This is a genomic window from Larkinella sp. (assembly GCF_965227735.1).
Taxonomy (GTDB): domain Bacteria; phylum Bacteroidota; class Bacteroidia; order Cytophagales; family Spirosomataceae; genus Larkinella.
The window spans coordinates 4,290,003-4,305,746 of the sequence record NZ_OZ245776.1; the positions used below are offsets into that span (position 1 = coordinate 4,290,003).

Below are 15,744 nucleotides of genomic sequence, written 5' to 3' on the forward strand. Positions count from 1 at the left end.
GATCTCTTGTAGATCCGGTGCGATTCAATACCCGATCCGCCCTGACTATACGGTTTTTGGATGTAGCAACAAGTGTTTGTGCTGCCCGCGTCCTGCGGGAGACTTTTCTAAAACAGGATGACGTAAACGGGCCGTGTTGACACTGTCACCGTGACCGTCTGTTTCGTTGAATTAACCAAACAAACTACAATTTCATTATGAAAAAACATTTACTCAGTAGCTTGCTGCTGTCACTGGTGTTCTGCCTGCCTTTGTGGGCGCAGGACCTTACCGTATCGGGCCGGATCACGGCCGTTGAAGATGGTTCTCCGCTTCCCGGTGTGAATGTGATTGTGAAAGGAACCACGAAAGGAACCACGAGCAGTGCCGATGGTACGTACCAGATCACGGTTGGAAAAGGAACGGTATTGCAATTCAGTTTCATCGGTTTTCTGAACCAAAGTGTTACGATAGACACGAAAACCAGGGTCGATGTTGCCATGAAGTCCGATGTTTCCCAGTTGCAGGAGATCGTGGTAACGGCCCAGGGCATTCGGAAAAACCAGCGGGAAATCGGGTATGCGTATTCCAATGTAACAACCGATGACGTAACCGTGGGCCGTTCACCCCAATTGGCGCAGGCCCTTTCGGGAAAAGTAACCGGTTTAGCGGTTTATAACGTCAACAACAGCGTGGACCCAGCCGTCAAGGTGGTCCTGCGGGGCTATCGCTCTTTAACGGGGAACAACGAAGCCCTTGTGGTGCTGGACGGGATGCAAACCACCTCGACCGTGCTGGCCATCATCAACCCAAACGATATTGAAAGTGTATCGATTCTGAAAGGGGGCCAGGCGGCTACGTTGTATGGATCGGCCGGGATCAACGGTGCGCTGATCATTACCACCAAACGGGGGGCCAAAGGAAAGCTGAAAGTATCATATTCAAACAGTACGAACTTTGAACAGATCAGCTTTATGCCCAAACTACAGGACAAGTATGGCTCCGGATCGCACTATGCCACTTCTTTTGGAGGAGCGGGTTATAAAACCGACTACCTGGAACGGATGAAGGACAACTGGCGCTCGTATGAAAACCAGCAGTATGGTGACGCCTTCGATGGCTCCATGCGGATGCAGGGCCGGACAACAGAAAGCGGTGGTCAATATATGCTGCCCTACTCCGCTATTAAAGATGCCCGCCGGAAAGCCTTCGATACCGGAATCTCCATGAACAACCAGGTTAACTTCTCGGGGGGGGACGAAACCAGTTCGTTCTATATGTCGATTGAAAACCAAACCGTACACGGGATTGTACCGCATGATAAAAGCAGTCGGACCGGTGCCCGTTTGTCGGCAACGAAAGAATACGGCAAACTGACGACCAGCTTCAATGCCGCTTATACCCAGGCGGCTTATGACCGAACCTCGGCAGACTTCTACAACGACATCCTCAATCAGCCCGCCAACCTGCCTTTGAAAGACCTGCGCGACTGGCAGACGAATCAGTTTGCAAACCCGAACGGTTTTTATAACGATTATTATAATAACCCGTATTTCAACGCTGACAACCAACGGATGCGGTACAAGGATTCTAACCTGAATGGCAATGTGAGCCTGGTTTTCAAGCCGACTTCCTGGTTGATGTTCACCGAACGGTTGGGGGCTATGAATAACTCACGGACCGGCAAAAACACCACCGGTAAGTTTTTGTATACCGACTGGGCTAAAACCAAAGCTTTTATTCCGGCTCCCTTCTATCGGGATGGCGATGGCACGGGCGTCTACCGGGCCATTACGGACCAACTCGGCTCGGTATTGGATTATGCAGGTACGGAAAATGTCATCAACAACGAATTCCTGATTCAGTTGTCGAAAGATTTTGGTCCGCTGTCGAACAAACTGATTCTGGGAAACAGTGTATACCAGCGCACGACCAAAGCCATCGGGGTTGGTTCCAGCTCCATCGTGGTGCCCGATGTGTATAACGTAGCCAACCGCCAGGGCGAATTGACGGGCGGTGAGATCAGCTCGCAGGAACGCCGGTTTGGTTACTACGCGGATTTGACCATGAATTATAAAAACTGGCTGATCCTGAACGGTACGTTCCGTTTCGATGCAACGTCGCGGTTCTACAAACCCGATCGTCCGGCCAACACCTGGTCGTATCCCTACTACGGTGCCGCCCTTTCGTTCATTGCGACTGACGCCTTTCCTTCGCTCAAAAGCAATATCCTGAACTACGCCAAGCTCCGGTTGAACGCCAACAAAAACGCCAACGACAACATTCCGTTATACGGCCTTGACCTGGCCTATAACAATGGTGCGAACTTTCCGTATGGCAACGTGGTCGGTCTGTCGGTCGGGAACGTATTGCCCGATGGCAACCTGAAGCCCGAAATTGTCTACTCGTCCGAAATCGGTGGTGAATTCCAGTTGCTGAATAACCGCATCAACGTGGATTTGTCGGCTTACTCACAACGTTCTAAAGGACAGGTTATTACGGTTAAGGTTCCGAATTCGACCGGTTTTAATAACCTGCTGATCAATGTAGGAGAAACCAAAAACTGGGGCTACGAAGCTGAATTAAAATACCTGATTGCGCGGGGTGGTAAGTTCTCCTGGGATGCCAGCGTTCGGTACTCCTTCAACGATAATATGGTGAACGATCTATATCCGGGCGTGAATGAATTCCAGCTTAACAACACGTTTGCCTACGCCAATACCAACGTAATCAAAGGATCACGTTTCCCGATGCTGAAAACCGACGGGTATCAGTATGCTGCGGATGGATCGGGTCGGGTGCTGGTGAACTCTACCACGGGTTATCCTTTGCGTAACGCGGCTTTGTCGACCCGGGGGGGCGTATTACCCAAGCACATTGCCGGGCTGGGTTCCAAAATGGAGTATGGCAACTTTGCCTTCACCTTTAACTTCGAATACCGGGGTGGCAACGTTATGTTCAGTGACCTGGGCCGCCAGATGACCTTTACCGGAACCGGTAAATGGACTGAAAACCGCGCTCCACACATCTTCCCGAATTCGGCTTATCTGGATACGGACGGAAAAACCGTGGTGAACAACACAACGGTTAACGTGCGTGAAGCGGAATATGGCCTTTGGGTTGACAACTACCGGCTGATCTCCGAAAACTTCGTGGCACCAGCCTGGTTCATCAAACTCCGGGACATCAACCTCTCGTATCGTCTGCCGTCCGATCTGCTTACGAAAACGAAGTTTTTGTCGGGCGCAAGCATTTCCATTTACGGACGGAATGTATTTACGATCGTGGATAAACTCAATTATTACACAGATCCTGAATTCAGTAACATAGGTAATCAAGCACCGGGTGCTACGGCCATTCCGGGTATGACCACTGCCAATAGTGTGGGGATCAACACGACCGGCCAGACTCCGCCGATTCGTCAATATGGTGTAAACATCAACCTTACATTTTAGTAACCACCGAAATTACTTCGACATGAAATTAAAATCACTCTTCATAGTTGCCGTCGTGACCTTCCTTGGTACGTCCTGTAAAGAATCCTTTCTGGACATCAATACCAACCCGAACGTACTGCCAACGGCATCGCCGAGCTTTGTATTGACGAATGCACTGAATACTACGGCTACGAATCTGATCGGTAACAGCGCGACCGGCAACCAGCCTAACGAAGTCGGGTATTATTGGGCCGGCCAGTGGTCGCAGGGAAACGGGTACATTATCAACACGACCATTTTTGCCTACAACTTTACCAATGGTGATTTCACCTACTGGGATGCTTACTACGACAACCTGCAGGATTACCAGTTTGTGATCAACAATGCCGATGCCAATAACCAAAAATACCTGAAAGGCCCGGCGAAGGTGATGAAAGCCATGTTGTTTCAGCAACTGGTCGATATGTACGGCAACGTGCCGTATACGGAAGCCCTGAAAGGGGGCGAAGTACTGGCTCCGAAATTCGATGACCAGAAGGTCATTTATGAATCGCTGATTACGCTCCTGGATGAGGCCATTGCCGATCTAAAGGCCAATCCATTCGCCAGCGCTTTCACGGGTTCCGATATTGTCTTTCGGGGTAATGTTACCAAGTGGGCGCAGTTTGCTAACTCACTGAAGATGAAAATTCTGATTCGTCAGTCTAAAGTGGCCGGAAGAGAGACCTACATCAAGACGGAGATCAATAAGATTGTGGCAGAGGGCTCGGGCTTCATCACAGGCGAAGAGGTTGGCGTTGGTGGTGCATCCTTCTTTCTGGCAACCGCTGGCAAGCTAAACGGTGTTTATGACCGCTGGGGCTACGATGCCAACGGGGCCAAACGGGCGTTGAACAACTTTCCCCGTCCTACCAAGTTTTTGATCGATGGCTTGAAAGCCGCAGGAGACACCTTGCGCATGAAGCGAATTGCCTATGCGAATGGTGGAGAAAACGGAAGTGTACCAGGCACCAGTGTTCAGAAAGAAGTCTCGGCCAACTATTCCGGAACACCGTTTGGCGTTAGTTCCGGCTATCTGCCAGCCAATACCACTTCGCTGGGACCCAGTCTGATCGTAAAAGGGGAATACAACCGACCAGCCATCCTGATGACGGCGTCGGAAGTCCAATTCCTGCTGGCTGAAGCTAAACAACGGTTTTCGGATGTAACGCTGCCATTGACTGCCAAAGCGTATTTTGAAGCGGGCATCACGCAGTCATTCCGCGTGCTGGGCGCGAATGTCGCCGGAGCAGAGGCTTTCAAGGGAAGCAAAATTGAAAATTACGACTGGGATGCATCGACGAATAAACTGACGGCCATCGCCATTCAGAAATGGATTGCGCTGACGAACTTCAGTGGTCTGGAAGCCTGGACGGAATACCGCCGTACGAACCTGCCGGTTCTGCCCCAAAGTATCCAGGTGGCAGATGCAAAACGTCCCGTACGGTTTTATTACCCCAATACCGAGTCGGGTTCAAATGGTGCCAACGTAACTGCCCAGGGGACCATCGATGCCTTCAGCACCAAACTGTTCTGGGATGTCGATTAAAATAAACTTTACCAGTTAGGTTATTGGAAGGAGGTCATCGTATCGGTGACCTTTCTTTTTTAGGAATCATAAATGCAAAATGATGAATGCCAAATGTAAAAGTTCCGGATCTGAACACTTTTACATTTGGCATTCATCATTTTGCATTTAACATTAACTTAAAGCGATCACAAAACCGTCACGGTTGCCGGAACGGCGGGTTCGCTTTCTTTTTCTTTATCCTTCGGGAACACAAATTTCATCGGTTTGGACACCTGCTGGGGCAAAAGGGCCGTTTCCAGCACCTGATCGACTGTATCGACGTAGTGAATGGTCAGATCCTTGATGTAATTCTGGTTGATTTCCTCCACATCCTTCCGGTTTTTAGAGCAAAGCAGAATTTCGCGGACACCCGCCCGGTTGGCCGCCAGAATCTTTTCTTTGATACCGCCCACCGGCAATACTTTTCCGCGCAACGTAATTTCACCCGTCATCGCCAGGTAAGGCCGTACTTTCCGTTGGGTGAAAATCGATGCCATCGACGTCAGCATCGTAATCCCCGCCGAAGGGCCGTCTTTCGGCACCGCACCGGCCGGCACGTGAACGTGCAGATCGTAGTGGTTGAAAACGTTGTAGTCGAGACCAATCTGGTCAGAATGGGCTTTCAGATAGGACAAGGCCGTCACCGCCGATTCTTTCATGACGTCGCCCAACTGGCCCGAAAGCGTCAGGTTGCCTTTGCCACGGCTCAGGCTCGATTCGATGAACAGAATTTCACCGCCAACCTGCGTCCAGGCCAAACCGGTCACAATACCGGCAATATCGTCGTCGGAATACAGATCGCGGTCAAAGATTTCGGCCCCCAGCATTTTCAGCACATCGGCCGGTTTGATGGTTTTCGGATAGTCTTCTTCCAACGCAATCGACTTGGCGATTTTGCGAACCAGCGCACCGATTTTCTGCTCCAGATTCCGAACGCCGGACTCGCGGGTGTAGCTTTCGATAATCCGCTGGATGGCTTTGTCGTCTACCATCAGATCTTTCGGCTTCAAACCGTGTTCTTTCCGTTGCTTCGGAATCAGGTATTTCTTGGCAATCTGGATTTTCTCTTCTACCGTGTAGCCCGTCAGCTCGATGATTTCCATCCGGTCGCGCAGGGCCGGGTGAATGGTGTCGAGCGAGTTGGCGGTGGCAATGAACAACACTTTCGACAAATCGTATTCCACCTCGAGGTAGTTGTCGATAAACGTCGAGTTCTGTTCCGGGTCGAGCACTTCGAGCAGCGCCGACGATGGATCACCCCGGAAATCGGAGCTTACTTTATCGATTTCGTCCAGAATAAAAACCGGGTTCGACGAATCGGATTTTTTAATGTTCTGAATAATTTTGCCCGGCATCGCGCCGATGTACGTTTTCCGGTGACCCCGGATTTCGGCTTCGTCGTGAACGCCACCCAGGGCCATCCGGATGTATTTCCGGCCCAACGCTTTGGCAACCGAGCGGCCGAGTGAGGTTTTTCCGACGCCCGGAGGGCCGTATAAACACAGAATCGGGGCTTTCATGCCTTCGGAGGCCCGGTCGTTTTTTAGTTTCAAAACCGCCAGGTATTCGATCATCCGTTCCTTCACTTTCTCCAGCCCGAAGTGGTCGCTGTCGAGGACTTTCTGCGCCCGGCGGAGGTCGAAATTGTCTTTTGAATACTCGTTCCAGGGCAGATCGACCATCAACTCGATGTAATTCATCGTCACCGGATACTCGGGTGCCATCGGGTTGATCCGTTGCAGTTTGTTCAGTTCCTTGTCAAAATGGGCCTGAACCGCCGGGGTCCACTTTTTGCGGGCCGCCCGCATCCGGACTTCCTCCAGGTCGCGGTCGGGGCTGTCCATACCGAGTTCGTCCTGCAACACCTTGATCTGTTGGCGCAAGAAATAGTCGCGCTGCTGTTGGTCGATGTCCGAACTGGCCTTGGTCTGAATTTCGCGTTTGAGCTCCAGCAACTGAATTTGCCGCAGCATGAATTCGAGCAGGAGCGTGGCCTGTTGCGCGCCTTCGGTCGTTTCCAGTAATTTTTGTTTATCGGCAACTTCCCCTTCGATGTTCGACGACAGAAAATGCATCAGAAACATCGGGCTTTCGATGTTGTCGAGGGCAATCCGGGCTTCCTGCGGAATCTCCGGATTCAGACGCAGGATTTTATAGGCTGATTCTTTCAGCGATTGAATCAGGGCTTTCGACTCCTTCCGGTTTGGACTCGGAAAATGGTCGTCGATCTGGCGGACGTTGGCCGTCAGATACGGTTCTTCCTGGAGGTAATTGACAATTTCAAACCGTTTTTTGCCCTGAATGATGATGGTGATGTTGCCATCGGGCAGCGTAATCATCTTGATGATATACGCGACCGTTCCCAGGCGGTAGAGGTCGTCGGCGGTCGGCTCGTCTTTTTGCTGGTTCGACTGCGCTACGACGCCAATAATGCGGTTTCCCTTGTACGCTTTCTTTACTAACTTGATCGATTTCTGCCGCCCCACCGTCACCGGAATAACCATGCCCGGAAAAAGCACCGTATTCCGTACGGGCAGGATCGACAGGTCACTGGGGACAATATAGTCGTCGTCGGCATCATCGGCTGATCCCAACGGAACAATTTCGAGGTTGTCCAGATCCGACTCAGCTAACCACAATTGGGTATCGTATTTACTGTTTACACTCATAATTAGGTGCCTGCCAAACTGACAGTCTTAGCGTATCATACAGGCTTAATAGGTATTGAGAAACAAAGATTGATAACTAGCGCAAGGGGTATGCCAAAGATTTTGTGTGAAAAAACAGGCAGAATTGTCTGTATCGATACAAGTAACAAAAAAGGAAATGAAACTCAAAGCATCCGCAGAATCAATGCATTTCCTCCGGGTAAGTACGCCTACCAGCTCAGGACCTGCTGCGTATTGCTTTTTCGGAACAGGACGGTTTTTTTCTCGGCCAGATAGCTGACGTTCACCAGATTCATCTGGTCATCGAATACATCCGTCAGCATGGATTGCTGGAGCAGACTGCCCTGAACCGGTTCGGTATACGGTATTTCGATGTAAATCCAGGTGGCATCCACTTCCTGTTCCTTGCCCAGATACCGATACGGTTTGCGCTGGCGGCTGGCGCTGGTCAGGCCGAAGTGCTTCCGGACGTAGCGCTCCACCAAGGGGCCGTTGGCATCTTTGTCGCTGAGCCGCACGCGCTGGTTGTTGTTCTCTTTTGTCAGGGCTTCTTCCAGATCGTCGGTAAACACCCGAAGGCTGACTTCAAACGTTTTTTCAGCCGCATTGTACTGCATTTGCGTAATGCTGGTATGCACCGGATGCACCGGTCGGCTGGCGGTCAGTAATAAAAAAGTTATTACACAGAGTTTATCAGAGAAAATCAGAGTTAAAAAAGATTTTTCTCTGATAAGCCCTGTTTTTCTCTGATAAACTCTGTGTACTAACTTAAAAAACCGCTTTGAATACATCATTGAAGATTGCAAACGCCATCAAACTCAGCAGAATCACCATGCCAACCCGTTGGGCTCCTTCCAAAAACCGGTCCGACGGTTTCCGTCCCGACACCATTTCGTAGAGCAACAGCGTCGAGTGACCGCCGTCGAGGGCCGGAATCGGCAGAATGTTGAAGAAAGCGAGTGCCATCGATAGCAGACCCGTTACGAACCAGAAACGTTCCCACATCCAGACACCGCCAAAAAGATTCTGGGCAATGCCAATCGGGCCGCTCAAGGCTTTGGAAGCGGACACATCGCCCCGGAAAATTTTACCGAATCCTTTGATGTTGTCGTAAACCACGCCGAAAGCCTGTTCCGTTCCTTTCACCAGCGCCTGGCCAAACGTGTAGTCGATATGGGTTTTCTTCAGCAGCGTTTCGGCGCCAAAACCAATCTGACCTTTGTCGGTCACCGTCGTTTTGAGTGAAACCGGCTGGGGTACGTTCGGACGTTGTACGGTCAACGTAATCGGTTTGTTGACGTTCGCCTTGACAATATCCTGAAACTCGTGGTAGAACCGTGTGGGCTGACCGTTGACGGCCGTGATAACGTCGCCTTTCTTCAAACCGGACTTTTCGGCGGGCATTCCCGGTACCAGTTCACCCACCCGAAAGGGCTGAATGGCTTCAACAAACATCCCGGCATTCTTCTTGTCGGATAACTTGTTGATAAAGTCGTTGGGAATGTCGATGGTCACTTCCTCCACTTTCCCATCAGCACCGGTCCGTTCAACGATGTAGTAGCTGTCGGATCCCAGAAAGACCTCCGAACTCCGGATGTCGCTGAAATCCTCGAAGGGTTTACCATTGATGCGAACGATCTTATCACCGGTTTTCAGGCCGATTTCTTTGCCCAATTCGTAGGCAACAATACCGTATTTGGCATCGCGGGCCGAAAGATACGTTTCTCCGTTTTTGTAGGTGAGGGCGACAAAGATGACAATCCCGGTGATGACGTTGATGATGATGCCGCCCAACATGACGATCAGCCGCTGCCAGGCGGGTTTGGAGCGGAATTCCCAGGGTTGCGGTTCCTGCTGCATCGCTTTCGTATCGAGCGATTCGTCGATCATCCCGGTGATTTTAACAAAACCGCCGAGCGGGATAGCACCGAGACCATACTCCGTTCCTCCGCGCTTGATGCTCCAGACTTTTGGCGGGAAACCGATGAAATACTGCTCCACGCGCATCCCGAACGCTTTGGCGGCCAGCAGGTGTCCCAACTCGTGCAAACCCACTAATATTGACAGGCCCAAAATGAGCTGTCCTGCCATGATTACTATTTCCATTCGTTCAAACTTTGATTATTGCAGCGAACCGCCTGCTTGTTAATTGATTAGTTTTTATTGTATTGTTGCTTCTGTTTTCTGAATTTCAGGAAGTACACGATGCCGAAAATGATGGAACAGACCACAAGAGCCTCGATAAACCCGTTCCAAAATTCCTGATTGATCAGCAGCATACTTCCTTATTTTTAAGGCCGGCCTTTGTTTTCTCTTCGAAATACCTTGAGCAGAACGAAGCCAATCACCAACCCAATGATAAACCAGACCCAAAAATCCATACGTAGATAACGTTGCGTGGTTAAAAAATTCCCGAAAAGCCACGAATTAATTCGCTTTTATCGGGAAACAATTAAACGAAACTTTTAATTCGGGCGGTGGCAATGCGCCGGGTTTCTTCATCCGTCCGAACGTAGTCTTCGTAGGTTGGCTGGGCCACGTAAGCCACTTTCTGCATGCCTTCTTCGATGATTTCGGAGATTTCCAGAAACCCGATTTCGTCGTGCAAAAAAGCTTCCACGGCTACCTCATTGGCCGCGTTGACGATGCAGGGAACGTTGCCGCCCCGCCCGAGCGCGTCGAAAGCGAGTTGCAAGTTACGAAATGTTTCAAGATCAGCCTGTTCGAATGTGAGGGACGGATACTGGAGGAAGTCGAAGCGCGGAAAATCGGAAGGTAAACGGTAGGGGTACGCCAGCGCGCATTGAATCGGCAGTCGCATATCGGGCAAACCCATCTGCGCCTTGATGCTGCCATCCTGAAACTGCACCATTGAATGGATGATGCTCTGGGGGTGAACGATTACCTCGATCTGCGACGGTTCCAGCCCAAACAGCCACCGGGCTTCGATGACCTCCAGCCCCTTGTTCATGAGCGTGGCCGAGTCGATGGTGATTTTGGCGCCCATCGTCCAGTTCGGGTGTTTCAGCGCCTGGGCTTTGGTCACGGTTTTCAGAAATTCCCGCGTTTTTCCCCGGAACGGTCCGCCAGAAGCCGTCAGAATGATCTTCTCGATCGGATTATGCAGTTCCCCGGCCAGGCACTGAAAAATGGCCGAATGCTCCGAATCGACGGGGAGAATGTTGACGCCTTTTTCCTGCGCGAGTTTGGTAATCAATTCGCCCGCTACTACGAGGGTTTCCTTGTTGGCCAGGGCGATGTGCTTCCCGGCTTCGATGGCCTTGATGGTGGGTAGCAAACCCGCGTAGCCGACCATGGCCGTCAGCACGATGTCGATGCGTTCCATCTGCACCACCGACGAAACCGCTGCCGCACCGGCATAGACCTTGATGCCCAGCGGATCGAGGGCCGAAAACACCTGATCGTAGCGGTCTTCGTTGCAGATCACCACCACATTGGGGCGCACCAGCGCAGCCTGTTCGATCAGCAGTTCGGCATTGTTGTTGGCCACGAGCACTTCGACTTCGAATGCATCGGGATGGGCGCGAATCACGTCGATCGTTTGCGTGCCGATGGAGCCGGTAGAGCCGAGAATGGCGATATGGCGTTTTTGGGGGTTAGTCATCCAGTAAATCTTGTAATCGTAGATATTCTCTAACTTTATTGACAAAAAAAGTGGCATTCTGAAAGCCAACGGAGGCTTCTTCGTGCGTTATGGTCTCGTCAAAATCATAATCAGCTTCTATCCGCAAATCTTCGGTAGCAGTCAATAACGTCGCCATTTCCTTAGGAAGTATATTTGATTGTATATAAAGCTCTCCAAACTTTACATGCATTCCTTTGTGAGTTTTAACGTGCAAACCATGAATCAGGAGCAAGGCTTGAGTAGCGCAAAACATAGCGTAATAAGCTCGATTGACAGCGACTCCAAAGAACCTATCCTCAAGATTTGATTTTGTAGCGGCCAAATTTTCATCCGCTTTCTTAATTCGTAACCGGATGGCATCTTTCATAATACAATGCCCTCACGTCTGATAAAATAATAGATCGCGTTTGGTCTATTTTTATAATCGCTTTCGGTAACGGCTTTGGTCGACAACAAGATGTTGTTGCTGATCATCAAATCATATTTTAAGGCAACAAGGTCGTTGATCTCTTGTAATCTTGATACGTTTTTGTCTTTCAGAATGATAAGTAGATCAATGTCAGATTCTTCATGGTAATCGCCACGCGCATAAGAACCATATAAAATAATTCGGTCAAGCCGGTTTTTATACCAGGCTTCCAATCTTGCCTTTACTGTATAAAGTAAAGATTGAATAGTAGCTGGAATATGTTCCAAACGGTCAGCAGTATTGGTGTACGTTTCCATCGTCTATACCGTTTGCATCGTCTGTAACAACCCTTCCCCAATCACCCGGTCGTTCGACAACCGGGGTACTTTGTTCTGACCGCCCAGCTTGCCCTGCGACTTCATGTAATTCCGGAACGTTTCGCGGGGCAAAACCGTCAGCTTGAGCGGACGCAGGATGCTGCCCGAAATTAGATCGTCATAATAGGTATTTAGCTTGGTCAACCGCTGGTCGAGGTCGCGGGTAAATGCATCCAGGTCGTTCGGGGGCGTCGCAAATTCGACAAACCACTCGTGATAGGGCAGTCCTTCGAGGGGCGAAACCATCGGGGCCACAGTGAACTCGACCACTTCCGTTTCGGGGTGTTGCTCCATCGCGTAGTGCAAGGCTTTCTCGACTTCCTCGCCGATGACGTGTTCGCCAAAGGCCGAAATAAAGTGCTTGATACGCCCGGTTACCAGCAGCCGATACGGATCGTTCGAGACAAACTTAACGGTATCGCCCAGCGAATAGCCCCACAAACCGGCGTTGTTGTGAATGACCACGGCGTAATTCTTGCCCAGTTCGACCTGATCGATGGTGAGTCGGCGTGGGTTTTTGGAGAAATAGTCTTCCGCCGGAATGAATTCGAAGAAAATACCGCTGTTCAGCATCATCAGCAGGCCTTCTTCGGTCTGCGTATCCTGGTAGGCAATGAAGCCCTCCGAAGCCGGGTAGGTTTCGATGCTGTCGATTTTCTTGCCAATGGATTCGTACAATTTCGCCCGGTAGGGTTCAAAGTTGACACCCCCGTAGACAAACAGCGAAAAGTCGGGAAATACGTCCTTGATCTTCTTTCCGGTTCGCGCCTGAATCCGGTCGAAATACATCTGCACCCAGGGCGGAATGCCCGAAATCAGCGACATCGGCTGCGTCAGCGTTTCGTCGATGATCTTCTCCAGTTTGGTCTCCCAATCCTCGATGGTATTAGTTTCGAAAGACGGCAACTGGTTGGTGCGCAGATAGGCCGGGACGTGGTGGTTCGAAATACCGGAAAGCCGCCCGATGTTGATGCCGTTTTTGACGACCAGCTCCGGGCTGCCCGACAGAAAAATTAGCTTCTTGTCCAGAAAAGCCGCCTTTCCGGTTTCGTGGATGTAGTTCAGCAGCGCGTCGCGGGCCGAGTTGATGTGGTTGGGAATCGACTCTCTGGTGATCGGAATGTACTTTGTGCCGGAGGTGGTTCCGGACGTTTTGGCCATATAAACCGGCTTCCCTTTCCACAACACATCCGACTCACCGGCCAGAATCCGCTCGATATACGGTTTAAGGTCTTCGTAGTCGCGGATGGGAACGGCTTGCCGAAATTCGGGGTAGGAGTTAATGTCTTTAAACCGGTGATCGCGGCCAAAAGCGGTATTTTTGGCCCCCTCGAGCAGGGCCTGAAACCACCGTTGCTGCGTCTCGCCCGGTCGGTGCATCCACTCCTGTTGCCGCTGTACGACATACTGCGCCAGTGGCTTGCTCAATACTGATCGGATTCCCATAGCCCCGCAAAGGTAACAGTTTTACGCTAATGTATCCCGGCGGAATGATATTCTGAACCGCCCCGCCCGGCGTTCCGAACCGCTGTTTTTTTAGTAAACAATCCTCATGGATAAAAAATAATAAAAATCCAATTATTTAGCGATAGTTGTCTCGAATTATCTATATTTTTGCACCTCCAAAAACAGGAGCTACACCGTGCTTGCACGAAAATAACGAATGGCACTATTTAACTTTCTTTCAAGCGATATTGCGATTGACCTCGGTACCGCCAATACGCTGATTATTCACAAAGACCGGATTGTGGTGGATGAGCCTTCGATCATCGCTATGGACAAAATTAATGGGAAAGTCCTGGCGATTGGTCACAAGGCGATGCAAATGCACGAAAAGACGAACGAGAATATCAAAACAATCCGCCCGCTTAAAGATGGTGTCATTGCCGACTTTACGGCCGCTGAGCTGATGATTCGCGGGTTGATTAAGATGATCGATACGGGCAACCGGCTGTTTTCACCTTCCCACCGGATGGTGATCTGCATTCCGTCTGGTATCACAGAAGTGGAAAAGCGGGCCGTCAAGGACTCTGCCGAACACGCCGGCGCCAAAGAAGTATACATGGTTCACGAACCGATTGCGGCTGCCATCGGAATCGGAATCGATATTACCCAGCCGAACGGAACGATGATTGTCGACATCGGCGGAGGTACCACGGAAATTGCGGTTATTGCCCTGTCGGGAATCGTCTGCGAACAGTCGATCCGGATTGCCGGTGACGTGTTTACACGCGACATTGTCGATTACATGCGTCGGGAACACAACCTGCTGATCGGCGAACGCTCGGCGGAACAAATCAAGATGGAGGTGGGTTCGGCTCTGCCCGAACTCGACAACCCACCGGCCGACTACGAAATCCGGGGCCGTGACCTGATGACCGGGATTCCAAAAGAAATCAAGGTGACCTACAGCGAAATCGCTTACGCCCTCGATAAATCGATTTCGAAGATCGAAGAAGCCGTGATGAAGGCACTGGAAATTTCGCCACCGGAATTGTCCGCCGATATTTATACGAACGGGATTCACCTGACGGGTGGTGGTGCGTTGCTCCACGGCCTCGACAAACGGATTGGTGCCAAAACCAAGCTGCCGATCCACGTGGCCGACGATCCGCTGAAAGCCGTCGTGAAAGGAACCGGCGAGGTCATCAAAAACCTCGACATGTACAAGTCCGTCCTAATTAGCTAATAGAAATGATGAATGATGAACGATGAAGGATGTCTATTATAATCGTTCATCATTCATCGTTCATCATTCATCATTTTTAGCTCATGTTTGAGTTATTCCAGTTCATCGTCCGAAGCCGGAACTTCATTCTGTTTGTTCTGCTCGAGGTGCTGAGCTTTTATTTTATTATCAATACCAATAACTACTGGAGCGTTCGTTTTTTTAACACTTCCAATTATTACGCGGCCAAAATTCTGGACTGGTCGAACAAGGCCCAGGAATATGCCCGGCTGCGGCAGGTCAACACCGATCTGGCCGAGGAAAACCGGCGGCTCAATACGCTGGTCACCCAGCTCCAGCAGCAAAAACCGCAGGCTCCCACCAGCTACCAGACGGATTCGATTTTCGCGACCCGGTTTCAGTACCGGGTGGCCCGGGTGATTAACAACACCACGCAGCACCCCAACAATTACATTACGCTGGACAAAGGCTCAGCCGATGGCATCAAACCCGGCATGGGAGTGATTTCGCCCACCGGCGTCGTTGGCAAAGTCAAGATTTGTTCCGAACACCTTTCAATTGTGACTTCCATCCTGCATTCGGACTATATGGTTTCTTCCAAACTGGTGAAAGCCGGCGTCATCGGGACCGTTAAATGGGATGGTATCAATCCGACCCGGATGAAAATGCTGGACATCTCGCGCAATACAAAAATGTACCGGGGCGATTCGGTGGTCACGTCGGAATACAACGCCATTTTCCCGTCGGGGCTTCTGGTAGGCCGCGTCATCCGGGTTGGCGAAATGCCCAATCAAACTTTCCACGATGTCACCCTGTCCGTGGGGACGGATTTTAATAACCTGTCTTTCGTTTACGTTGTCGAGAACAAATTGCAGGGCGAGCAGGAAAAACTGGAAGAAACCACCGAACCGGAACGGAGATAAAGTCAA

Annotated in this window: 11 protein-coding genes; 4 read left to right on the plus strand and 7 right to left on the minus strand. The window is 50.7% G+C overall.

What is annotated here, in order from left to right; all coding sequences use genetic code 11:
* Window positions 1-197: 197 nt before the first annotated feature.
* Together ACO064_RS16825 and ACO064_RS16830 are read left to right on the plus strand one after the other, a co-directional pair.
* Entirely contained in the window at window positions 198-3,434 is a 3,237-nt protein-coding gene (locus tag ACO064_RS16825) for a SusC/RagA family TonB-linked outer membrane protein (protein WP_421828418.1), read from the plus strand.
* Window positions 3,435-3,456: 22 nt separating this feature from the next.
* Window positions 3,457-5,004 carry a SusD/RagB family nutrient-binding outer membrane lipoprotein gene (locus ACO064_RS16830; RefSeq protein ID WP_421828419.1) on the plus strand — a complete coding sequence of 516 codons (1,548 nt, stop codon included), beginning with the start codon at window positions 3,457-3,459 and terminating at the stop codon, window positions 5,002-5,004.
* Between the two features lie 167 nt (window positions 5,005-5,171).
* On the opposite strand, the gene lon is transcribed toward ACO064_RS16830, so the two are convergent.
* The 7 genes from lon to ACO064_RS16865 form a co-directional block, all read right to left on the minus strand.
* Window positions 5,172-7,694 (minus strand): endopeptidase La, encoded by a 2,523-nt coding sequence (lon, locus tag ACO064_RS16835; protein WP_421828420.1) that lies wholly within the window; start codon window positions 7,692-7,694, stop codon window positions 5,172-5,174.
* 209 nt (window positions 7,695-7,903) lie between these two features.
* On the minus strand, window positions 7,904-8,332 hold the full coding sequence (locus ACO064_RS16840) for a DUF6702 family protein (RefSeq protein WP_421828421.1): 429 nt from the start codon (window positions 8,330-8,332) through the stop codon (window positions 7,904-7,906).
* A gap of 130 nt (window positions 8,333-8,462) precedes the next feature.
* The gene (rseP, locus tag ACO064_RS16845) at window positions 8,463-9,800 is read right to left on the minus strand and encodes an RIP metalloprotease RseP (protein ID WP_114404546.1); all 1,338 of its coding nucleotides are present in this window, start codon (window positions 9,798-9,800) and stop codon (window positions 8,463-8,465) included.
* Between the two features lie 346 nt (window positions 9,801-10,146).
* Window positions 10,147-11,319, minus strand: coding sequence for a 1-deoxy-D-xylulose-5-phosphate reductoisomerase (locus tag ACO064_RS16850; RefSeq protein ID WP_421828422.1), 1,173 nt, complete (start codon window positions 11,317-11,319; stop codon window positions 10,147-10,149).
* On the minus strand, window positions 11,312-11,707 hold the full coding sequence (locus ACO064_RS16855; protein ID WP_421828423.1) for a HEPN domain-containing protein: 396 nt from the start codon (window positions 11,705-11,707) through the stop codon (window positions 11,312-11,314). The genes ACO064_RS16850 and ACO064_RS16855 overlap by 8 nt, the downstream gene beginning before the upstream one ends.
* Complete coding sequence (locus ACO064_RS16860; RefSeq protein WP_421828424.1) at window positions 11,704-12,066, minus strand: nucleotidyltransferase domain-containing protein; 363 nt, start codon at window positions 12,064-12,066, stop codon at window positions 11,704-11,706. Before ACO064_RS16860 ends, ACO064_RS16855 begins: the two co-directional genes overlap by 4 nt.
* 3 nt (window positions 12,067-12,069) lie before the next feature.
* On the minus strand, window positions 12,070-13,572 hold the full coding sequence (locus tag ACO064_RS16865; RefSeq protein WP_421828425.1) for a GH3 auxin-responsive promoter family protein: 1,503 nt from the start codon (window positions 13,570-13,572) through the stop codon (window positions 12,070-12,072).
* A 217-nt stretch (window positions 13,573-13,789) separates the two neighbouring features.
* On the opposite strand from ACO064_RS16865, the gene ACO064_RS16870 reads away from it, so the two are divergent.
* Window positions 13,790-14,815 carry a rod shape-determining protein gene (locus ACO064_RS16870; protein WP_114404541.1) on the plus strand — a complete coding sequence of 342 codons (1,026 nt, stop codon included), beginning with the start codon at window positions 13,790-13,792 and terminating at the stop codon, window positions 14,813-14,815.
* An 83-nt stretch (window positions 14,816-14,898) separates the two neighbouring features.
* A complete protein-coding gene (gene mreC, locus ACO064_RS16875; RefSeq protein ID WP_114404540.1) occupies window positions 14,899-15,738 on the plus strand; it encodes a rod shape-determining protein MreC in 840 nt (279 codons plus the stop codon).
* Window positions 15,739-15,744: the final 6 nt, after the last annotated feature.

What these genes read in the sequence shown, in the direction of transcription:
- ACO064_RS16825 (WP_421828418.1), top strand. Translation starts at nt 198, where the DNA reads ATGAAAAAACATTTACTCAGTAGCTTGCTGCTGTCACTGGTGTTCTGC.
- ACO064_RS16830 (WP_421828419.1), top strand. Translation starts at nt 3,457, where the DNA reads ATGAAATTAAAATCACTCTTCATAGTTGCCGTCGTGACCTTCCTTGGT.
- lon (WP_421828420.1), bottom strand. Translation starts at nt 7,694, where the DNA reads ATGAGTGTAAACAGTAAATACGATACCCAATTGTGGTTAGCTGAGTCG.
- rseP (WP_114404546.1), bottom strand. Translation starts at nt 9,800, where the DNA reads ATGGAAATAGTAATCATGGCAGGACAGCTCATTTTGGGCCTGTCAATA.
- ACO064_RS16850 (WP_421828422.1), bottom strand. Translation starts at nt 11,319, where the DNA reads ATGACTAACCCCCAAAAACGCCATATCGCCATTCTCGGCTCTACCGGC.
- ACO064_RS16855 (WP_421828423.1), bottom strand. Translation starts at nt 11,707, where the DNA reads ATGAAAGATGCCATCCGGTTACGAATTAAGAAAGCGGATGAAAATTTG.
- ACO064_RS16860 (WP_421828424.1), bottom strand. Translation starts at nt 12,066, where the DNA reads ATGGAAACGTACACCAATACTGCTGACCGTTTGGAACATATTCCAGCT.
- ACO064_RS16865 (WP_421828425.1), bottom strand. Translation starts at nt 13,572, where the DNA reads ATGGGAATCCGATCAGTATTGAGCAAGCCACTGGCGCAGTATGTCGTA.
- ACO064_RS16870 (WP_114404541.1), top strand. Translation starts at nt 13,790, where the DNA reads ATGGCACTATTTAACTTTCTTTCAAGCGATATTGCGATTGACCTCGGT.
- mreC (WP_114404540.1), top strand. Translation starts at nt 14,899, where the DNA reads ATGTTTGAGTTATTCCAGTTCATCGTCCGAAGCCGGAACTTCATTCTG.